We start from the raw sequence: 21,675 nt of genomic DNA, 5'->3' as shown, positions 1-21,675 counted from the left end.
CAATTTTGTTTTTTGAAGACAATCAAAAATTATGCCTTTTATTTCAAGAATTGATAAGCAATTAGAGAAGTTATGTAAGCAAATCCACTCATGAAAACTAACTGAATTATCGGCCATTTCCACGAATTGGTTTCTTTTTTCACAATCGCTAAAGTAGAAATACACTGCATGGCGAAAGCATAAAATAACAATAATGAAATTCCAGTTGCAAAATTGAATACTCTTTTCCCGGTTTCAGGATGAACTTCGGCTGCCATTCGGTTTTTAATGGTTGTTTCTTCTTCGCTATGACTTCCTACGCTATAAATAGTGGCTAAAGTTCCAACGAAAACTTCACGAGCAGCAAACGAACTCACTACAGCAACGCCAATTTTCCAATCGTAACCTAAAGGTCGAATTACGGGTTCAATGGCTTTTCCCATATAACCGATATATGAATTCTCTAATTTGAAAGAATTTACTTGATCTTCAAATGCTTCGGTTGAGATGGTTTTGTTTTGATTTTGTTGGGTAATAATTTTTTCTGCGTTATTAAAATCATCACTTAAACCATGGGAACCCAAATACCATAAAATTACGGATAAGGCCAAAATGATTTTCCCTGCACCAGTTACAAACGCTTTTGTTTTTTCTAACACATTGATTCCAACATTTTTAAACATCGGAATTTTATAGCTTGGCATTTCCACAACAAAATAGGATTTGCAACTTAATTTCAAATACTTATTAAGTAAGAAAGCCGAAAAAATCGCCATTCCAAAACCTAGCAAATACAACGCCATTAAGGTTAAACCTTGTAAACTTAAAAATCCGAAGATTCTTTTTTCGGGAATAATTAAGGAAATTAATATCGCATAAACCGGTAATCTTGCTGAACAAGTGGTGAAAGGCGTGACTAAAATCGTGATTAATCGTTCTTTCCAATTTTCGATATTTCGCGCACTCATAATTGCCGGAATGGCACAAGCCGTTCCCGAAATTAAAGGCACAATACTTTTTCCAGACAACCCAAATTTTCGCATGATTTTATCCATCAAAAATACCACACGACTCATATAACCGCTTTCTTCTAACACAGAAATAAACAAGAATAAAAAGGCAATTTGAGGAATAAAAATAACAATTCCACCAATTCCTGGTATCAAACCTTCACTGATTAAATTGGTAAATTCTCCCGCAGGAAGATGTTGTTTGGCAAGCGAACTCAAATTGGCAAAAGTTTCATCAATGAAATCCATTGGAATGCTACTCCAATCAAATAAAAATTGGAAAATTAGCATCAAAATTCCGAAGAAAATTACATAACCAAAAATTTTGTGTGTCAGAATTCGGTCAATTTTCGCACGAATATCCGTTGCTTTCGAGACGTCTATTTTTTGACCCAATTTTAAGGTGTCATTGATAAACTGATAGCGTTTTATGGTTTCTTTTTGTTGTAATTTTTTTAAATCGGAATGCGATTTGGTAAATGAACTTTTGATTTCGTTTCGGTCTAAATTCAAGAAATTCACATCTTGCGTAATCACTAACCAAAGTTTGTACAGTAATTGATTTGGAAACGCTCTTCTTAAATTATTGAAATATTCTGGATCAATTGAAGACGCATTCAAACAAGGTTCGGTAGAAAGAGCATTATAATTCAGAATCAAATCTTTCAAATAATCAATACCAATTTTTTTACGTGAACTAATTAAAGCAATCTTTGTTTTTAGTTCTTTTTCTAAGACCGGAATATCCAATTCAATTCCCTTCAATTTCATTCTATCCGCCATATTAATGACTAAAATGGTCGGAATTTCTAAATCTTTGATTTGGGTAAAAAGGAGTAAATTTCGTTTTAAGTTTTCCACTTCGGTCACCACAACGGCAACATCTGGAAAATCTTCATCATTTTTATTTAATAATAATTCAATCACCACATTTTCATCAATAGAACTGGCATTTAAGCTGTAAGTTCCGGGTAAATCGATGATTTTTGCCTTTATGGTTTCGTTTAATTTACAAACGCCTTGTTTTTTTTCAACGGTAATTCCAGGGTAATTTCCCACTTGTTGATTCAATCCTGTTAATTCATTAAAAACCGATGTTTTGCCCACATTTGGGTTTCCAATTAAAGCAACTTTGATAGGATTTTTACTCATGAGAATTACATTTTAGTAACTGTGATTTCTTTAGCCGTTTCTAATCGAATGGCTACATGCGAATCATTTACGTTAAAATACAAAGGATCACCTAAAGGTGCAATTTGAATTAAAGTGATGGAATTTCCAGGCAAACACCCCATTTCTAAAAGCTTTAGTGGGATTTCATCTAGATTGATGGAGGTTATTTCGGCAACTTCTCCAATTTTAAGTTCAGAAGAACAAATTTCCATTTTCTTATTTAGATTGAATTAAAATACAAAAGTAAAAATTATAATCGGACTAAAACTGATAATTGTCAACTTTAGTAAATTATTTGTAAAAATAAATTTATTGGTTTTCACAAAGCCACAAAATATCTTCTAAAAGTTGTTTCATGTTCTTTGTTTTGGTATCATTCGTGGGTTGGTCTAGATTAGTGCCATCGTAAAATCCGCGAATGCGTTTATTCTTATCTACCAAAATAAAATTTTCGGTATGCACCATGTCGTATAATTCTTCTGGCTTACCTGTTTTTACAGCTAAATAGGATTTTCGGGCTAAATAATAGATGTCTTTTTTATTTCCAGTAACTAAATTCCAACGCGAATCATCAACACCTTTTTCTTGAGCATATTTTTTTAAAACATCAGGCGTATCAATATCAGGCGTAACAGAGAATGACAATAGTTTTACTTCTGGATTATTCTTCAATTGATTTTGTAACCAAACCATATTGTCGGTCATTTTAGGGCAAATCGTTGGGCAAGTTGTAAAAAAGAAATCGGCTACATAAATGGTATTTTCATAGTCTTTTTGGGTAATGATTTTCCCATTTTGATTCGTAAAAGCAAAGTCAGCAATTTTATGATCGTTGCCGATGTGTTGCACTGTTGAATCTACTAATACTGGATTAATATCTCTTGGCGAATAAATGGGAAGCATTTTTTCTGGAGATAATAAGTTATAAATCCCGAAATATATAATGACAGAAAGTATTCCAAAAATGATAAAAAATTTCTTGTAAGGAGCTAGAAAATCAAGCATATATTTTTTTTGCAAAATTAATCATAAATCAAATGAGTTTTGTTAAAACACCAATAGACATTTGTTAAAATTATAAAATGTTGATTTTCTTAGTTATATTTGTGAAACCATACCATAAAACTACTAAAAATATGATTAAAAATTACTTGATTGTTAGTTTATTGTGTTCTTTTTTAGGATTTTCACAATACAATCCTTCTGCTCCATGGATGACTAACATAAACACAGCTAAAAATGGAGAAGCAACTATTGATGAAATAGTGGAGGCTTTTAACACTTATTGGTCTACCAGAGATAAAAAAGCAAAAGGTTCTGGTTATAAACCTTTTATGCGTTGGGAATATTATTGGAGAAATTTAACCAATGAAGAAGGTTATATAATTCCATCTGAGCAATTTTGGAATGCATGGAGACAAAAAAATCAAGTTAAGGCAAACAGAAACAATACAAGTAGAGCATTGCCTACAAGTAATTGGCAACCTGTTGGACCATTTACACATACAAATACAGGTTCCTGGTCATCTGGGCAAGGACGTGTAAATATTGTGCATGTTGATCCATCCAATCCTAATATAATTTATTTAGGTTCGCCTGCAGGTGGAATTTGGAAATCTACTAACAACGGAACCACTTGGACGCCTTTAACAGATGAATTACCTCAAATTGGAGTTTCTGGTATTGCAGTTGATTATTCGAACTCAAATACCATTTATATAGCAACTGGAGATAAAGATGCTGGAGATACGTATTCAGTAGGGGTTTATAAATCAACAGATGGTGGTGTAACTTGGAATGCTACCGGAACTATGGGAGGTTCAAACCCATCAAGAGCTGGAGATCTTATAATCCATCCAACAAACAATCAAATACTTTGGTGTGCTACCAATAATGGAATATACAAAACTATAAATGCAGGAACTTCATGGACTCGAGTGCAAACAGGTAGTTTTTCTCAAGGAAATATTCGTTTGAAACCTGGAGACCCTTCTACAGTGTACGCAGTAACTTCAAATGCCTTTTATCGTTCTACAGATACTGGAACTACTTTTACTCAAGTTTCAACTGGATTACCAGCTACTTCAGGAAGATTTGTAATGGATGTTACTCCAGCAAATCCAGAATATATCTACATATTGAGTTCTAAATTAAGTACAGATAATTACAATTTTCAAGGAATCTATAGATCAACTGATGGAGGGACGACATTTACTGCTAGAAATACAACAACAAATATTTTTGAAAATACAACATCACCATCACAAGCTTGGTATGATTTAGCTTTAGGGATCTCTTCCACTAACGCAGAAGAAATTTATACGGGTTGTTTGAATGTTTGGAAATCAACCAATGGAGGAACAAACTTAACCAAAATTAATAGTTGGAGTAATCCTACAGGTCCTTCTTACACTCATGCAGATATTCATTATTTAGGTTTTCATGGAACAAAATTATTTGCGGGAACAGATGGTGGAATATATGTTTCAAGCAACAATGGAACTAATTTTACAGATTTAACTGCTGGTGCCCAAATTAGCCAATTTTATAAGATTTCGGTTGCTAAACAATCATCTGCAAACATGGTTGGAGGTTTACAAGATAATGGAGGTCATGCCTATAGTGGAAGCCAATGGAAAAACTATTATGGTGCTGATGGTATGGATACAGCAATTAACCCAACAAATCAGAATCAGTATTATGGATTTATTCAGTATGGTAATAGTCTTTATATAAGTAATAATGCAGGAAATTCTAATTCAGGATCAGTCTCTTCTCCAGGAGGAGTAAATGGTAACTGGGTAACTCCTTTAATAGCGAATAATTCAGGAGAATTGTTTTCTGGGTTTGCTGGTTTATACAAATTGGTAGGTAGTGCTTGGGTACAACAAAATGTATCGCCTTTAGGAACGGGCAATTTAGATGAAATTGCTGTAGATCCATCAAATGATGACGTTATGTATGTTGCAAATGGTGTTGGTCTTTACAAGAGCACTGATAGAGGAGTGAATTTTACAAATGTGTTCAATTCCGTAAATGGAAATATAACTTTTATCGAAGTTCATTCTACAGATAGCAACATCGTTTATTTAGTTACAGAAGGTGCTTCGGGTAAAGTTTTGAAATCAACAAATGGAGGAGTTACTTTTACTGATTTTTCAACAGGACTTCCTTCAATTGGTAAAGAATGTATTGTTCATCAAGGAAGAAATACGGATAATCCGTTATATGTAGGAACTAGTTTAGGCGTTTATTATAGAGATGATTCTATGTCTTCATGGTCTCCTTTTGATACTAACTTACCTAATGTATCAGTAAGAGATTTGGAAATTAATTTAGAAGATGCAAAATTAATTGCTGCAACATACGGAAGAGGAATATGGCAAACCGATATTCCAGTTCAAGTACCACCAATCGATTTAAAATTTGTTAGTATTCAAAATCCTGGAATCAATATCAATTGTGGTGGTAGTGTTGCCCCACAAGTTGAAGTAAAAAATAACGGAACAACTTCTATTTCTTCTGTAACAGTTAATTATACAATCGATGGAACTCCTTATAATTATGTTTGGAATAATGCTTTAGCTTCTGCTGCCTCTGCAGTAATTAATTTACCGTCAGCTACATTAACAAGAGGTACACACGTTTTAAATGTTACTGCAACAACTACTAGTGATGCTTATTCTGATAACAATTCAGGAAGTACAACGTTTTATGTTAATGACGGAGGAGTTGTTGGCGTAGTAAACCCATTTACAAATACTACAGATGCCTTAATTTCATATAATGAAGGAGGTACGGGTTCATTATGGGTTAGAGGAACTAGAACAGGAACAATGACTACATCAGGTAATACCGTTTACACAACAAATTTAACAGGTAACTATCCAGATGCCACTAAATCCTATTTAGTTTCTCAATGCTATAACTTATCCAATGTAATTAATCCACAAATTAGTTTTGCAATGAAGTTTGATTTAGAGCAAAATTGGGATGTAGTTTATGTTCAATACTCAACTAATTTTGGAGCAAGTTGGACAGTTTTAGGAACTATGGGTGCAGGATGGTATAATAGTAATAGAACCCAAGCTACAACAGGAAGTGACTGTTACAACTGCCCTGGAGCACAATGGACGGGAACAAACACTACGTTAACAACTTATACTTATCCATTAAACGCTCTTAATTCTGAAACAAATGTAATTTTTAGAATTGTATTCCATTCTGATGAATCGGCAAATCAATTAGGAGTTAACATTGATGATTTTGTAATCAATGGAACACTTTCTAATCAAAACTTTGAATTACAAAATATTGTGTTATATCCAAATCCATCAAAAGGAATATTCAACATTGCATTAGGTACTATTGAACCATCAGCAATTGATGTTTACGATGTAACAGGAAAAATCGTTTGGTCTAAAAAAGATTTTGCAATTTCAAATGCGGAAGTTTCATTAGATTTATCAGCCGTTGCACAAGGAATTTATTTTGTGAAAATTTCAGCAAACAATCAATCAACAGTTAAAAGAATTATTAAAGAATAACTATGAATAAACACATTCTAAAAGGAGGTTTAGGGTTCCTTTTTTTATCAATCGCTTTGTCTTCTTGTAAATCGTCACAAGAGGTGGCATCTAAAAAAGAGTCTATTGGAATCAACGTTGGCTATATGGATAAATCCGTAAATCCAGCAGATGATTTTAATCGTTATGTAAACGGAACTTGGTTAGATAAAACCGAAATTCCGGCCGACAGAACGCGTTGGGGAAGTTTTGACGAACTTCGTAAAAACACCGATGACGATGTAATGGCCATCTTGAAAGAAGCTATTAAAGACAAAACGATCGATCCAAATTCAGACCAAGCAAAAGCAATTAGCTTATACAAAACGGTTTTAGATACAGTAAGTAGAAATAAAGCAGGAATCGACCCGTTAAAACCTTATTTAGCTAAAATTAATAGTGTTCAGAATGCAGATCAATTAGTTGCTTTATTAGCCGAATTGGAACCAGAAATGGGATTAGGTTTTTTCGGAAGTTACATAGGTGCTGATGCTAAAAACAGCAACAAAAACGTAATTTATGTAGGAACAGGAAGTCTTGGTTTGCCTGACAGAGACTATTATGTTTCGGATGCGCCAGACAACAAAGAAAAGCGTGAAAAATACGTGGCTCACGTAACCAGAATGTTGCAATTTATCGGAGAATCTGAAACAGTTGCCAATGCGAATGCAAAGAAAATTTTAGCATTAGAAACTAAAATGTCAACCGCAACTTTAGATAGAGTAGAGCGTAGAGATAGAAGAAAAACCTACAATCCAATGAGTTTTGCTGATTTACAAAAATTAGCGCCAACAGTAAAATGGGATACGTATTTCCAAAGTGTTGGCATTGGAAAAGTAGATTCTTTAGTAGTTTCGCAACCAAAATATTTACAAACGGTTGAAATCATTTTAAAAGATAACCAAGTTGAAGATTGGAAAGCCTACATGCGTTGGACCGCTTTAAGAGGTTCGGCAGGTTTGTTATCAACGGATATCGAAAATGCGAATTTTGATTTCTACGGAAAAACCTTAACAGGAGCTGTAAAACAACGTCCAGCTGAAGAAAGAGCTTTAGCAACGGTTAACGGAAGATTAGGTGAAGCATTAGGAAAACTTTACGTAGCTAAAAAATTCCCGCCAGAAGCTAAAGCAAAAGCGCAAGATATGATTGCAAACGTAATGCAAGCTTTCAATAACCGAATTGATAATTTACCTTGGATGACTAAAGCTACTAAGGAAAATGCAAAAATCAAATTGAATAAATTCCGAGTGAAAATCGGATATCCTGACAAATGGAAAGATTATTCAGCTCTTGAAGTAAAATCTCCAGAACAAGGCGGAACGTATTTTGAAAATTCAAAAATGTACGCGAGATGGAGTCACAAGAAAAACATCGAAAAAATGGGGAAACCTGTTGATAAAGAAGAATGGGGAATGTCGCCTCAGACGGTAAATGCGTATTTCAGCCCAACAAATAACGAGATTGTATTCCCAGCTGCGATTTTACAACCACCATTTTATGATTATAGAGCGGATGAAGCAGTTAATTATGGAGGAATTGGAGCCGTAATTGGTCACGAAATTTCACACGGATTTGACGATTCAGGTTCAAGATATAACGCGGATGGAAACTTAGTAAACTGGTGGAGTGATGAAGATTTAAAACAATTCACAACATTAGGAAGCGCTTTAGCAGATCAATATTCCGCTTTAGAACCTTTACCAGGAATTTTTGTGGATGGAAAATTCACTTTAGGTGAAAACATTGGAGATTTAGGTGGAGTTAACGCCGCCTACGACGGATTACAAATCTATTTGAAAGCAAACGGAAAGCCTGATTTAATCGACGGATTTACAGCTGAACAACGTTTCTTTATTTCTTGGGCAACCATTTGGAGAAGTAAAATGCGTGATGAAGCCATCAAAAATCAAGTTAAAACTGATTCACATTCACCAGGAATGTATCGTGCTTATGTGCCGTTACAAAATGTGGAAGCGTTCTATAAAGCCTTCAATATTTTACCACACAACGGTATGTATTTGCCTTTTGAAAAACGCGTGAAAATTTGGTAATCAAATTCAAAATAAAATCAAATCCCATCTTTTAGGTGGGATTTTTTATTTCTTTTTAATTGCTCGATTCACTAAATAAAGTCCAATAATGGTTATCGTTCCACCAATAATAATAGCTGTTGTCAAAGGTTCATTAAACAACAAATAACCAAAAAACAATGCCACCATTGGATTTATGTACGCATACAAACTACTGATTTCTGTTGGTAAATTTTCTAGAGCATAAATAAACGCAATAAACGTTAACACAGAACCAAAAACGACTAAATACCCAATCGACCACCAAGAAATTTCTGGAATTTCACTCAATGGAACCGAAGTGCCATTAAATCCAATTACACTCGAAATCACAACGCTCGAAATCAACATTTGTAATCCCAAACTAAAATACGGATTGAAATTCGTCTTGTTTTCTTTGATATAAATCGAAGATAATGCCCAAGTAAACGTAGCAATTACCGAAAGTAAAATTCCAAATCGGAATTCAGGTTCTAAGAAATCGTTAAGGTAATCGTAGAAAATAACACAAATTCCACCAAAAGCAACAATTAAACCTACAACGGCTTTCCAAGATGTTTTTTGTCCGCGAAACAAACTGATGATTACAATCCAAAGTGGAAAAATAGAACCAATAATCGCACCCAAACCACTAGAAATATATTTCACGCCCCAAGTACTCAAACCGTTACTCAGCATGAAGTTTAAAACACTCAAAACGAGAATTGTGCGCCATTGTCGTTTGTTTGGCCAAGGATGTTTTTTGATTAAGAAATAAAGTAGATACAACAATCCACCAAAAAGTTGACGTAGCGCAACCAATTGCATCGGAGGCATGTGTTTGACACCTTCTTTGGAAGCAATCCAAGTGGTTCCCCAGAAAAAGCTAATCCAAATTAATGCTAAAATGGGTAAACCAATTGCATTTTTCTTTTGTTGGATGTAATTGTGAAATACGCTAAAATACGCCATTACTAAATTTCTTTTTGGAACGAATAACCTAAAATGGTTTCCACTTTTTCACTAGAAATAATTTTACCTTTCGATTCCGAATCTTCCGCAAAGGTAGGCAATGGCAAATTTAATATTTCAGCTTTTTTGTGATAATATGATTTGCGTGTTGGGTGCTGAGGTGCGACAGCGTTAAAGGTTTCTCCCCAATTGTCATGCTGAACTTGTTTCAGTATCTTTTCAATAATTCCAATACAATCTTCCCTTTGAATCATATTTACTGGAGCGTCTGGATTTTCAACATTGGTTCTTCCTGCCAAAAATTTTATAGGATGACGATCATCGCCAAGCAAACCACCAAAACGAATTACTGTAGTTTTAAAATTCGGATTTGATTGCAAAAGGGTTTCGGAAATTACTAATTGTTTGCCACTTTCGGTATCGGGATTGGGTTTTGTTTCTTCCGTAATTTCAACAATAGGAAAACTATCACCATAAACCGAAGTCGAACTCACAAAAATAACTTTTTGAATCCCTGATTTTTCGATAAACGGAATCAACGTTTTTATTTTATTTACAAATGTCATTTCGTTCGAAGTCGAAGTTTCTCTTCTTAATCCAAGTGGAATATCAATCACTAAAACATCGGTTTCTTTCAGAAAATCTTCTATATTTCCAATGATTTGATGTGCTTCCAATTGAATTTGGAAAGGCGAAATCCCAGCATTTTTCAACACTTCTAATTTGCTTTCCGAAGTCGTAGAACCTTTTACTTTGTAACCTTTTGAAAGCAATGATTTGGCTAATGGTAAACCGAGCCAACCGCAGCCGAGTATGGAGATTTTTATTCCCATTTGTGTTTTTTTATGTAGGTATTTGTTGGAATATCGTAATCGTAATAAATAACATATTTAAAGCCAGCTTTAGTTAAAGCGATTGAATCTGGTTGGATTTCTTCGTTTAAATAGATGTAATTTTTTCTTGGATTTTGAGTATCGTGTTTAACCACATAATATCTATTCAAAATGCTTTTATCGAAATAGTCACTTGAATGTTGTTTGCCAATGAATAATTTTCCATTTGAATAAAAGTAAAATTTTAATTCCGAGGAATCTTCATAATTTTTAATTTCAAGAGTAAAAGCAATAGTGGTTTCTTTATAATTTTCAATTTCTTCCTTTCGTTGTCTTTTGTTATGCTCATTTATAACAAAAAAAGCAATGATTAAAAGTGTGACAAATGCAAAGTATATTTTATTGTTTTTCATCTATTCTCTTAACTATCTTTCTTCACCAACATATAAAAATCGTCTTCCAAAGCACGATAACCTTGGTCATACAAAAAGAAATAGGTGTTGCCGGTTTTCGTTTGTAACATGCTCGTGAAAAATTCAAAATCGAAACCTTTACTTAGTAATTTTGTTTTGGTGGTTTTTCCTTTTTCTTCTGGGTTGAGTTCACACAAAATGCGATAATTTTTACGCAATTTGTTATTAATGTTGCGCATCAGATTGTTCTGATCTTTGTTCATTTTATTGTTGTATGCATTGCGGCAGCCATCCGAACAAAACTTTTTGTCCTCACGACCAATAATTTTATCGCCACATTCTAAACAGGTTTTACTCATAATAATGTCGTTCAATATTTACTAATTTTTCACCGATGTAATGTTTTATCTCTTTTAAAAGCCCTTTTTCATTATATGAATATTCAAACCTAATTACAGCATCTTCATCATATTTAGAAGTTTCATTTTTTAAAATTGAATTTTCATAAAAGTATTCATGAGTGTCTATTTGATTTTCAGAATGTTTTTCTTCCTTAATCAATAAATTGTTTTTGTCAAAATATTGAATTGTTTTATTGTAATGTTTTGGCAACAGTTTATTCAAATTATCAATTGAGGTAACAATTTTTCCTTCTTGATTATATACTATTTCAGTTGTAGATTCTAAGTAGGGTTTTCTATTAATCAAATACCAGCCAGAAGAGTCAATTTGTTTTACTAGATTTTTATTTTCATCGTAAAAATAATTTCTTTTGGTATGTTTTTCGCTTTTATAAGTATATGTTGTCCATTCCAGAAGTTTATCATCATCATATTTCCATTCTTGTTGTAAATATTTTTCTTCACAATGAGAACAACTTTTGGAAATTTTAAAATCAGATTTCATATCGAATTTTGAATAATACGTTGTACTATCAATTGAAATGTATTTTTTCGTTTTTCTGTTTTTTAAATCGTATTCGAATTGAATTATTTTTGGATTATTTATTGAAATGAACAAATCAATTGTATCTTTTTTTAATATATAGATTTCTTCACGTTTATTGTAAAAAATGTTTTTAATAATATTTCCAAATGAATCATATTCAAATTCTTCTATTGTTGAATTGTGATTTATTTTATCCTTTTCTCTTTTTTCTTTTGATAAATAAAAAGTTAATCTTTTGGTAATAAAATTATCTTTTGAATAGTCGTTTTCAAAATTATAATATTGTCTATGGCTTCCACCTCCATGATTAATAAAAAGCCAATTGTGATTTGTTCCTTTTATTGTAGATTTCTCTTTGTTATATTCATATTGCTTTAAAAGTAAACTGTCTCTTTTAATTTTTCCATTATTTTTGACATCTTTCGAAAAAACGGTTACTTTTTTTAAATTAAATTTCTCAAAGTTTTTTGGGTTTTCCCAATCCACATAAATTTGATTCATTTTTTCATTTTGACTGAATGAAAATAGTGAATGGATTAGAATTAGTATTAAGATGATTTTTTTCAAGTTTTACTTCTTAAAATTAAACTTCATTTCTTTACCACTATCTTCAAAAACCACGTAAAGATTAATTTCATTATCTGAAATTTTTTCAAACGTAAATTTGTCGAAATACACATGGGTTGGGGTAATTTTTACCAATCTAAAATTCTCGCTTACTTCCGCTTTTTCCCAGCCTTTTAATTCGCCATCGAAGTGTTTTAGTTGTAATAAAAGGGTTTTCTCTTTTTCAATAATGTGTCCCAATTCATAAAAAGCAACTTTCCCATCAACCACTAATTTGAAGCTGAACATCATCGAATTTCCAATCGGTTCACTCCAAGTTTCTTGACAAATGCCGCCTAAAGCTTCGCCTGTCCAATTGCCTACAATCCATTTTACATCTTGTAAAGTAGCTTTTGGCGAACCTTTTTCATCATTATAATTTAAGGTGTTTTGTGCAAAAGCAGTAAACGAACAAATAAAAAGTAAAAAATAAATACTTTTTTGGAAGAGTGATTTTTTCATCTGTAAAGTCTTATAATTAAAGCGAATATACAAAAATAATTTCCATTTACAAACGTTTACAAATATTTACAACCGATATTAAATAGCTAAATACCGAATAACGTTTTTTTCTTGTCCCATCTTTGCACTGTCGAAATGAAACAACGCGTTCAAGTTCAAAAACAAGAGCAAGTTCAAATTTCAAAACTTTAGATTTTTTAAATTATACCAATTTCTTAAATCTGTGTTCCAAAAAAGAATCAATATTAATAATTATAAACATTTAAATTTTTACACGCCATGAAATGAGCATTTTCCTTAGGCAAAAACTAAACGAAATGCGAATTACATAAAACCTTAATAAATAAATATATAAGCCTTATGAAAAACAGAGTACAATTAATCGGACATGTAGGTCAAGAACCAGAAATCAAAAACTTAGAATCTGGAAGAGTAGCTAACTTCACAATCGCTACGAATGAAAATTACACCAACGCCAAAGGTGAAAAAGTAGAACAAACCGAATGGCACCGTGTTTCCGCTTGGGGGAAAACAGTGGACATTATTGAAAAGTTATTAACCAAAGGAAGTCACGTTACCATCGAAGGCAAATTAACCCACAGAAGCTATGATGATAAAGACGGAAACAAACGTTACATTACAGAAGTGGTTGCTAATGAATTGGTTTTATTAAGCAAGTAATCAAGCTCAAGAGCAAGTTCAATCTCAAATTTCAACACATAGATTTTTAAGATTATTTCAATTTTTAAATCTGTGTTCCAAAAAATCAAATAACACAAACATTTAATATTTATACGCCATGAAAAACTCAGTACAATTAATCGGACACGTTGGTCAAGAACCAGAAATCAAAAACCTAGAAGGAGGAAAAAAATTAGCAAACATCAGCATCGCTACAAACGAAGTATATTATCGTGAAAACGGTGACAAAGTTGAACAAACACAATGGCATCGAGTAACAGCGTGGGGCAAAACAGCCGACATTATCGAAAGATTTGTAACCAAAGGAAAAGAAATCGGTATTGAAGGGAAGTTAACTCACAGAAGTTACGACGACAAAGACGGAAACAAACGCTATGTTACAGAAGTAATTGCGAACGAAATTTTGTTAATCGGTAAATAAGGATGTTATGCAAGTTAGAGTATTTTCCATCCGTTTGGATAACGCATTTTTGGAGTACGACCAACAACAATTGAATGCTTTTTTGAATTTGGTAACGTTTAAAAAATCGAGTACGCAATTTGTTGAAAGTGAAGAAGCCCATTGGTCGGTAATTGTTCATTATGAATCAGAAGAACAAGAAAAGCCTGAACGACTAGAACGAAAATCTTACGAAGATTTGAATCCAAAAGACAAACAAGTTTATGGGTATTTGAATCAATGGAGAAACGAAAAATCGGAAGCTTTGAAACTGAAAAAGTATATGATTTGTCACAATTCAGAATTAATCGATTTAGCCATGTATAAGCCAAGTAACTTAGATGAATTACAACAAATCAAAGGTTTCGGAAAACAAAAATCGGAGCGATTCGGAGAAGATATTTTAGCAATTTTAAATGCCGTTTGAGAAAAGACCGCCAGCGAAAGTTGGTGGTTTTTATTTAAAACAAAATGTCTTTCGCTACTCGATACGTATTCGCGTGTGCTTCAATAATCGTTTTGATTTCTGGAGAATATCCGCCGCCCATACTTACTTGAACTGGGATTTGGTAACGTTCGCAATTTTGGAAAACAATTTCGTCTCTTTTTTTACAACCATCGATAGAGCAACCTAATTTTCCTAGTTTATCGGAAGCTAAAATATCAACTCCGGCCAAATAGAAAATGAAATCGGGTTTTTGTTGTGCTATTAATTTAGGAATAATTTCGGAAATGGTTTTCAAAAAATCCTCATCAGAAGTATTGTCTTCAAAAGCAATATCCAAATCAGAAGTTTCTTTTTTGAACGGATAATTTGATTTACCATGTACAGAAAAGGTAAAGACGTTATCGTTTTTTTGAAAAATCTCAGCTGTTCCATTTCCTTGATGCACATCTAAATCGATGATTAAGATTTTTTTTGCTAGTTTTTTATCTAACAAATATTGAGCAGCAATGGCTTGGTCATTCAATAAACAAAAAGCTTCCCCGTGATCTGAATAAGCATGATGCGTTCCGCCAGCGATGTTAAATGCTACTTTGGTTTCAAACGCTTTTTCGGAACCTAAAATGGTTCCTTGGGCAATTCGCAATTCTCGTTCTACAAGTTCTTTAGAAAGCGGAAAACCAATTTTTCTCGCAGCTCTTGCATCTAAAGTTAAATCTAATAAATCGGAAACATATTCTTTAGTGTGAACTCTTAAAACAGTTTCAATCGGAATAATTTCAGGTTCAAAGAAATCGGTTTTTAAAGCAATACCTTCGTGTAGTAATTGTTGTGGTAATAATTCGTATTTCAACATCGGGAAACGATGACCTTCAGGTAACGGATGTTTATAAATAGGATGAAATGCAATAGGAAACATTTACGAATTCAGTAAGTTTTGTAAAGCATCTACAAACAATCCCATGTGGTAACCATCAACTAGGCCATGATGTGCTAAAACGGTCATTGCCATGGTTTTTTTACCATTTTCGGTCATTAATTTTCCATAAGAAACTTTTGGACAACTATCTTTTAAAGTATACTTTCTAGAGTGAGTTAATCCTGTGAAATTAATCCAAGGAACAGCAGAAAAATGAATAATATTTTTAGGAAATTCTCTGGTAAAAAGTCCTGGTGTTATTTGAATTCGCTCAATTTCTGTTTGAACTATTTTATTAAAATCATGAATGTCTTCATGAAACTTCATAAACGAAAAACCAAACGTTTTATCTTCACGCATAATGGTAGATGAAGCGTCAATTTCGTCATAAAGTACTACTTCATTTTCTTCAATTCGGTATCTGAAATTTTCTAATTGGTTTATTGCAGCAATCGTTTTGTGTAAATAGTAAACAAAAAACGGAATTTGCTGGGCTTTCGCCTTTTCGTAAGCAATAGTCATATCGATTGATGTTGTAACACCAAAAAAGGGCTCTTCGAAAGTATTGAAAAATTCAAAATGTTCTTTTCGATTCCAAGAAGATATGTCTATTTTTTGTTTCATTTCAATAAGGGTAAAATCTCAGTAATATTGGTGAACGATTTGAAATTATCGTGTTTGATTTCAAAGTCAATTTTCTCATATTCCCAAGTGGTGTGATACGGAATGTGTATCGCATGTCCGCCAATGTTTAAAACTGGTAAAACATCCGATTTTAACGAGTTTCCAATCATCAGAAAATCTTCAGCTTTACAATCTAAACGACCTAACATTTTTTCGTAATCTAATTCGGCTTTATCACTCATTACTTCAATATGATGAAAGTAAGCACCAATTCCAGAATCGTGTAACTTACGATGTTGGTCTTTTAAATCGCCTTTTGTAGCTACAACCAATTTGTATTTTCCTTTTAATTGTTCCAAAACGGATTCTACGTTTGGTAATAATTCGACCGGTTTTTGCAATAAATCTTTTCCAATAGCTAAAATTTGCTCAATTCCTTTTCCGGATATTTGATGATTGGTCAATTGCAAAGCAGTTTCAATCATTGACAAGGTAAACGCTTTAATTCCGAAACCATACAAAGGCAAATTCTTCACCTGATGATTCAAAATCAATCCCAAAATTTCCTGACTCGAAGCATAATCTTGAAACAAAACACAAAAGCGTTCTTGCGCTTCATCGAAATAAGGTTCGTTGTGCCATAAAGTGTCATCTGCGTCGAAAGCAATTATTTTTGGAGTCATTGTTGTTATTTAATTAAGAAATCATCGCGCCATTAATCACGCCTTCTGCATCTGGATTTACGAAAACTAATTTACCTTCTGCATTATTCGTTAATAACAACATGCCTTCGCTTTCTACTCCACGTAAAGCTCTTGGTGCCAAGTTTACTAAAACGGTTACGCGTTTTCCAATGACTTCTTCAGGTGTAAAATGCTCAGCAATTCCAGAAACGATGGTTCTAACATCAATTCCAGTATCTACTTTTAATACTAACAATTTATTAGCTTTTGGCATTTTTTCAGCTTCGATGATGGTTCCAATTCGTAAATCTACTTTGGCAAAATCTTCGAAGGTAATGATATCTTTTTGCGGTTCCGCTTTTGCATTTTCCACTTTATTTGCGGTTTTAGTTGCTTCTAATTTGTCTAATTGTTTTTGAATTTCAGCATCTTCAATTTGGGCAAACAAAATTTCGGCTTGACCGATTTGATGTCCAGCTGGTAACAAATCAGTTTTAGTAGTTACATCGTTCCAACCTAATGCATCGATTTTCAAAATATTCGATAATTTTTTAGCTGTAAAAGGTAAAAATGGTTCCGATAAAACTGCTAATGCAGAAGCAATCTGCAACGCCACATACATTTGCGTTTGTACTCTTGCAGGATTTTCTTTTACCATTTTCCAAGGTTCTTCATCCGCTAAATATTTATTTCCTAAACGAGCTACGTTCATTAATTCGCCTAATGCTTCTCTAAATCTGTAACGCTCAATTGAACTTGAAATTACGGCTGGATACGCTTTTAATTCGGCTAATGTTTGTTCGTCAACTTCCGAAAATTCGTTTGGAGCTGGAACAATTCCATTGTAATATTTATTAGTTAACACCACAACACGATTGATGAAATTTCCAAAAATCGCAGCTAATTCGTTATTATTTCTTGCTTGAAAATCTTTCCAAGTGAAGTCATTGTCTTTGGTTTCTGGAGCATTTGCGGTTAACGCATAACGTAACGAATCTTGTTTTTGTGGGAAATCTTGCAAATATTCGTGTAGCCAAACCGCCCAGTTTTTAGAAGTCGATAATTTGTTTCCTTCTAAATTTAAAAATTCATTTGCTGGAACATTATCAGGTAAAATATAACTTCCTTCCGCTTTTAACATCGCTGGGAAAATGATGCAATGGAAAACGATATTGTCTTTTCCAATGAAGTGAACCAATTTTGTATCGGCATCTTTCCAATACGGTTCCCAGTCTTTTCCTTCGCGAGCTGCCCATTCTTTGGTAGATGAAATATAACCAATTGGCGCATCAAACCAAACATATAATTTTTTTCCTTCTGCGCCTTCAACTGGAACATCAATTCCCCAATCTAAATCACGCGTTACCGCTCTTGGTTCTAAACCACCATCAACCCATGACTTTACTTGTCCGTAAACATTTGGTTTCCAATCGTTTTTGTGACCTTCTAAAACCCATTCTTTTAGGAATGATTCGTAACGATTTAAAGGTAAAAACCAGTGTTTTGTTGATTTTAAAATCGGAGTTTCGCCAGTAATTGTCGATTTTGGATTAATTAAATCGGTTGCATTTAAAGTCGAACCACATTTTTCACATTGATCACCATAAGCTTCCGGATTGTCGCACTTTGGACAAGTTCCAGTTACAAAACGATCTGCTAAGAATTGGTCAGCTTTTGCATCATATAATTGTTCGGTAGTTTCTTCAATGAAATCTCCGTTATCGTATAATTTTTTAAAAAATTCTGAAGCTGTTTTATGATGAATCTCTGAAGAAGTTCTCGAATAATTATCAAAAGAAATTCCGAAATCTAAAAACGATTTGCGAATAATTCCGTCATATTTATCAATTACTTGTTGAGGCGTAATTCCTTCTTTTTTAGCTTTCATTGAAATCGCTACACCGTGCTCGTCGCTTCCACAAATGAAAGCCACATCTTTTCCTTGCAAACGCAAATATCTTGCATAAATATCAGAAGGAACATAAACACCTGCTAAATGTCCAATGTGAATAGGTCCATTTGTATAAGGTAAAGCCGCTGTAATCGTATATCTTTTCGGATTTTCTAACATAATTTATTTTATTTTAACGCAAAGACGCTAAGTTTTTCGCAAAGCTTTGCAAAGAAATTTAAGTTTTAAAAGTGCAAATGTCGTGAAAATTATAATTTATTCACAACTCGTCTGATACCTTCTTTTAAAAGAACGGAATTAAAGTTTAAAAGTAAGCCTAATTTGAAGTTACCAAGCCGTAAATAAGTTAGAGTTTGAGCAAAATGAAGTTCGGAAAGTTCTTCAACACTTTTTAATTCTAAAACGAGTTTATCCTCTACAAGTAAATCGATTCTGTAACCGCAATCTAGTTTTACTTCTTCGAAAATCATTGGAATTGATTTTTCTTTTTCAACTTTAAATCCTGCTTGTACAAGTTTATAATAAAGACATTCTTTATATGTATTTTCAAGTAAGCCAGGTCCTAATGCATTATGAACTTCAATGGCAATTCCAATAACTCTATTTGAGATTTCATTTTCTGTCATTTTTCCTTTTTTAACTTTGCGAAAAACTTCTAAACTTTGCGTTAAATTTTGAACAAACTAAGTGTTAATTTAAGAGAGCAAAGATTATTTTAGTAAAAACTGAAACAAAAATAATCGATTAGTGACGAAATCCCGAATTTTAATTGGATTTTGTTTACTTTTGAGTTAATAAAATCTGACGATGTATAGATTTATTTTGATACTTATTTTAATTTCAAACTTTTCTCATTCGCAAAAGAAAATGAAAATTCCACCTTATCTTAAAAAAGGCGACACAGTTGCTATTGTTTGTACCGCTCGTAAATTTTTTCCAGATGACGCAAAACCCGCTATTGAACTATTAGAATCTTGGGGATTGAAAGCCAAATTAGGCAAAACCATAGGTTTAGATAGTTGCCAATTGGGTGGAACTGATGCCGAAAGAATTGCCGATTTTCAGGAAATGATGGATGACGACAATGTTAAAGCCATTTGGTGCGCTCGTGGTGGTTATGGAACCGTTCGAATTATCGATTCGTTAGATTTTACTAAATTCAAAAAGCATCCAAAATGGATAATGGGTTTTTCTGATGTTACCGTTTTGCACAGTCAATTAAATGTGGAAAGAGTTGCTACATTACATTCTATAATGCCATTTACAGTTCCAAAAGCTCCGGAAGAAGTGAAAGAAACTTTGCGAAAAGCAATTTTTGGAGAATCAATTTCATATTCTATTTCATCAAAATCGTATGATGTAAAAGGAAAAGCTTCGGGCGAATTAGTTGGTGGAAATATCTCTATTTTATATAGTTTATTGGGTTCGAAATCATCGATTGATACGAAAGGAAAAATTCTTTTTATTGAAGATTTGGATGAATATTTGTATCATATCGACAGAATGATGTACAACTTAAAACGCAATGAATATTTCGAAAATGTAAAAGGAATTATTGTAGGAAGTATGGCCGACATGCACGATAACGAAATTCCTTTCGGGCAAAATGAAGTGCAAATTATTACTGCAATTGCAAAAGAATACAATATTCCAATCGTGTTTGAATTTCCAGCAGGACACCAAAAAGACAACCGAACTTTAATTCTTGGAAAACAAGTAGATTTTGAAGTGAATGACAAAGAAGTGATTTTATCTTTCAAATAACTGAACACTAAAGTCTGAACACTGAATACTTGAAAAGATGGCGGAACACAACGAATTAGGAAAATTTGGAGAAGAATTAGCAGTTGATTTCTTAGAAAAAAACGGCTACGAAATCTTGGAAACGAATTGGGTTTTTGATAAAGCCGAAATAGATATTATTGCTCAAAAAAATGGAATACTAGCAGTTGTTGAAGTAAAAACGCGTTCGAGTATTGAATTTGGTCTGCCTCAAGATTTTGTAAAACCTAAGAAAATTCAATTGTTGGTAAAAGCTATAAATGAGTATGTTACTCAAAACGATTTAGATGTTGAAGTTCGATTTGATATCGTGGCTATTCATAAAGAAAACTCTGATTTTGTTATAGAACATATTGAAGAAGCGTTTTATTATTTTTAATGTTAAATTTATAACAATTTGTTTTTTGTTTTTATCTTTGCGCCAAACAAACAACTAAAAGCATGAAAACAATATCTTCAGTAGTAGAACAATATATTAAATCGAAGCCTTTTTTATTGAGTTCACTTTCGCAAGGCATTATCAATTTGACTTCTTTGGCTCGTATTATGATGCCAGAATTGGAAGCGCATTTAGGAAAAGATGTGAAACAAGGTGCCGTTGTAATGTCATTAAAAAGACTTTCTGAAGAGTTAGATTTCAAAATCAATTACAAAATTTCAAAGGTTTTAAAAAATATAGGTGAGATCACGGTTCGTTCTTCGCTTACCGATTTTACTTTTATTAGTTCGGATTCACTTTTAGACAATCAAGCTAAGTTGATTTCGGAAATTAACAAGCAACAAGATATTTTTTATACTTCTTCTCGCGGTGTTAATGAAACCAATATTGTAACAAGCACATCAATTGAACCAATGGTGGAGGCTATTTTTAAAAACGAGAAGTTAACGCACAAAATCGAAAATTTATCTTCTATAACTGTAAAATTGCCACAAGAAAATATTTCAACTCCTGGTGTTTACTATTATATTTTTCAAAGATTGGCTTGGGAAGGAATTATCATTCACGAGGTAATTTCAACTACAAATGAATTTACCATTATTGTTAGTGACGACCAAATTGATGTAGCGTTTAAGGTTATTAAAGACCTTAAAAATGTCTTCGATTAATAAAAAGTCTTCTATTTTTTTTTCACATCAAAAAAAGAAACGTATTTTTA

The 21,675-nt window shown here is 32.9% G+C and carries 22 protein-coding genes; 8 read left to right on the top strand and 14 right to left on the bottom strand.

Annotated features, from left to right (window positions below):
* Positions 1 to 38: 38 nt before the first annotated feature.
* From feoB to IM755_RS02965, 3 genes are all read right to left on the bottom strand, one after another.
* Positions 39 to 2,141, bottom strand: coding sequence for a ferrous iron transport protein B (gene feoB / locus IM755_RS02975; RefSeq protein ID WP_194093550.1), 2,103 nt, complete (start codon positions 2,139 to 2,141; stop codon positions 39 to 41).
* 5 nt (positions 2,142 to 2,146) lie between these two features.
* On the bottom strand, positions 2,147 to 2,374 hold the full coding sequence (locus IM755_RS02970) for a FeoA family protein (RefSeq protein ID WP_194093549.1): 228 nt from the start codon (positions 2,372 to 2,374) through the stop codon (positions 2,147 to 2,149).
* 97 nt (positions 2,375 to 2,471) lie between these two features.
* Positions 2,472 to 3,167 carry an SCO family protein gene (locus IM755_RS02965; protein WP_194093548.1) on the bottom strand — a complete coding sequence of 232 codons (696 nt, stop codon included), beginning with the start codon at positions 3,165 to 3,167 and terminating at the stop codon, positions 2,472 to 2,474.
* Positions 3,168 to 3,298: 131 nt separating this feature from the next.
* Here IM755_RS02965 and IM755_RS02960 point away from each other — a divergent pair, with 131 nt between their 5' ends.
* A complete protein-coding gene (locus IM755_RS02960) occupies positions 3,299 to 6,709 on the top strand; it encodes a T9SS type A sorting domain-containing protein (protein ID WP_194093547.1) in 3,411 nt (1,136 codons plus the stop codon).
* A gap of 2 nt (positions 6,710 to 6,711) precedes the next feature.
* A complete protein-coding gene (locus IM755_RS02955) occupies positions 6,712 to 8,781 on the top strand; it encodes a M13 family metallopeptidase (RefSeq protein ID WP_194093546.1) in 2,070 nt (689 codons plus the stop codon).
* Positions 8,782 to 8,826: 45 nt separating this feature from the next.
* On the opposite strand, the gene IM755_RS02950 is transcribed toward IM755_RS02955, so the two are convergent.
* The 6 genes from IM755_RS02950 to IM755_RS02925 form a co-directional block, all read right to left on the bottom strand.
* Positions 8,827 to 9,750, bottom strand: coding sequence for a DMT family transporter (locus IM755_RS02950; RefSeq protein WP_194093545.1), 924 nt, complete (start codon positions 9,748 to 9,750; stop codon positions 8,827 to 8,829).
* 2 nt (positions 9,751 to 9,752) lie between these two features.
* On the bottom strand, positions 9,753 to 10,583 hold the full coding sequence (locus IM755_RS02945; protein WP_194093544.1) for an SDR family oxidoreductase: 831 nt from the start codon (positions 10,581 to 10,583) through the stop codon (positions 9,753 to 9,755).
* The gene (locus IM755_RS02940; protein WP_194093543.1) at positions 10,574 to 10,996 is read right to left on the bottom strand and encodes a hypothetical protein; all 423 of its coding nucleotides are present in this window, start codon (positions 10,994 to 10,996) and stop codon (positions 10,574 to 10,576) included. The genes IM755_RS02945 and IM755_RS02940 overlap by 10 nt, the downstream gene beginning before the upstream one ends.
* 8 nt (positions 10,997 to 11,004) lie before the next feature.
* Positions 11,005 to 11,355, bottom strand: coding sequence for a hypothetical protein (locus tag IM755_RS02935; RefSeq protein WP_133608856.1), 351 nt, complete (start codon positions 11,353 to 11,355; stop codon positions 11,005 to 11,007).
* The gene (locus IM755_RS02930) at positions 11,348 to 12,445 is read right to left on the bottom strand and encodes a hypothetical protein (RefSeq protein ID WP_194093542.1); all 1,098 of its coding nucleotides are present in this window, start codon (positions 12,443 to 12,445) and stop codon (positions 11,348 to 11,350) included. Before IM755_RS02930 ends, IM755_RS02935 begins: the two co-directional genes overlap by 8 nt.
* A 69-nt stretch (positions 12,446 to 12,514) precedes the next feature.
* Complete coding sequence (locus IM755_RS02925) at positions 12,515 to 13,012, bottom strand: DUF6265 family protein (RefSeq protein ID WP_228063882.1); 498 nt, start codon at positions 13,010 to 13,012, stop codon at positions 12,515 to 12,517.
* A 360-nt stretch (positions 13,013 to 13,372) separates the two neighbouring features.
* On the opposite strand from IM755_RS02925, the gene IM755_RS02920 reads away from it, so the two are divergent.
* The 3 genes from IM755_RS02920 (at position 13,373) to IM755_RS02910 (ending at position 14,580) form a co-directional block, all read left to right on the top strand.
* A complete protein-coding gene (locus IM755_RS02920; protein ID WP_194093541.1) occupies positions 13,373 to 13,693 on the top strand; it encodes a single-stranded DNA-binding protein in 321 nt (106 codons plus the stop codon).
* 118 nt (positions 13,694 to 13,811) lie between these two features.
* A complete protein-coding gene (locus IM755_RS02915; protein ID WP_111566398.1) occupies positions 13,812 to 14,135 on the top strand; it encodes a single-stranded DNA-binding protein in 324 nt (107 codons plus the stop codon).
* Between the two features lie 7 nt (positions 14,136 to 14,142).
* Entirely contained in the window at positions 14,143 to 14,580 is a 438-nt protein-coding gene (locus tag IM755_RS02910; protein ID WP_194093540.1) for an HRDC domain-containing protein, read from the top strand.
* A 34-nt stretch (positions 14,581 to 14,614) separates the two neighbouring features.
* Here the strand turns inward: IM755_RS02910 and IM755_RS02905 are convergent, their stop codons facing one another.
* From IM755_RS02905 to IM755_RS02885, 5 genes are all read right to left on the bottom strand, one after another.
* Positions 14,615 to 15,517 carry a histone deacetylase family protein gene (locus IM755_RS02905; protein WP_194093539.1) on the bottom strand — a complete coding sequence of 301 codons (903 nt, stop codon included), beginning with the start codon at positions 15,515 to 15,517 and terminating at the stop codon, positions 14,615 to 14,617.
* On the bottom strand, positions 15,518 to 16,141 hold the full coding sequence (locus IM755_RS02900; protein ID WP_194093538.1) for a chloramphenicol acetyltransferase: 624 nt from the start codon (positions 16,139 to 16,141) through the stop codon (positions 15,518 to 15,520).
* Positions 16,138 to 16,824, bottom strand: a complete 687-nt coding sequence (locus tag IM755_RS02895) for an HAD family hydrolase (RefSeq protein ID WP_194093537.1) — start codon at positions 16,822 to 16,824, stop codon at positions 16,138 to 16,140. The genes IM755_RS02900 and IM755_RS02895 overlap by 4 nt, the downstream gene beginning before the upstream one ends.
* 13 nt (positions 16,825 to 16,837) lie before the next feature.
* Positions 16,838 to 18,895, bottom strand: a complete 2,058-nt coding sequence (gene metG / locus IM755_RS02890) for a methionine--tRNA ligase (RefSeq protein ID WP_194093536.1) — start codon at positions 18,893 to 18,895, stop codon at positions 16,838 to 16,840.
* Positions 18,896 to 18,984: 89 nt separating this feature from the next.
* On the bottom strand, positions 18,985 to 19,362 hold the full coding sequence (locus IM755_RS02885; protein ID WP_194093535.1) for a GxxExxY protein: 378 nt from the start codon (positions 19,360 to 19,362) through the stop codon (positions 18,985 to 18,987).
* Between the two features lie 241 nt (positions 19,363 to 19,603).
* On the opposite strand from IM755_RS02885, the gene IM755_RS02880 reads away from it, so the two are divergent.
* The 3 genes from IM755_RS02880 (at position 19,604) to IM755_RS02870 (ending at position 21,625) form a co-directional block, all read left to right on the top strand.
* Positions 19,604 to 20,500, top strand: a complete 897-nt coding sequence (locus IM755_RS02880; protein ID WP_228063881.1) for a S66 peptidase family protein — start codon at positions 19,604 to 19,606, stop codon at positions 20,498 to 20,500.
* A gap of 37 nt (positions 20,501 to 20,537) precedes the next feature.
* Positions 20,538 to 20,897, top strand: a complete 360-nt coding sequence (locus tag IM755_RS02875) for a YraN family protein (protein ID WP_194093533.1) — start codon at positions 20,538 to 20,540, stop codon at positions 20,895 to 20,897.
* Between the two features lie 62 nt (positions 20,898 to 20,959).
* On the top strand, positions 20,960 to 21,625 hold the full coding sequence (locus IM755_RS02870; RefSeq protein ID WP_026725490.1) for an aspartate kinase: 666 nt from the start codon (positions 20,960 to 20,962) through the stop codon (positions 21,623 to 21,625).
* Positions 21,626 to 21,675 lie beyond the last annotated feature (50 nt).

The sequence above is a fragment of the Flavobacterium proteolyticum genome, from assembly GCF_015223105.1.
Lineage (GTDB): Bacteria > Bacteroidota > Bacteroidia > Flavobacteriales > Flavobacteriaceae > Flavobacterium > Flavobacterium proteolyticum.
Note: the sequence above shows the minus strand (reverse complement) of the source record. Positions and strands in the feature narration are given on the sequence as shown.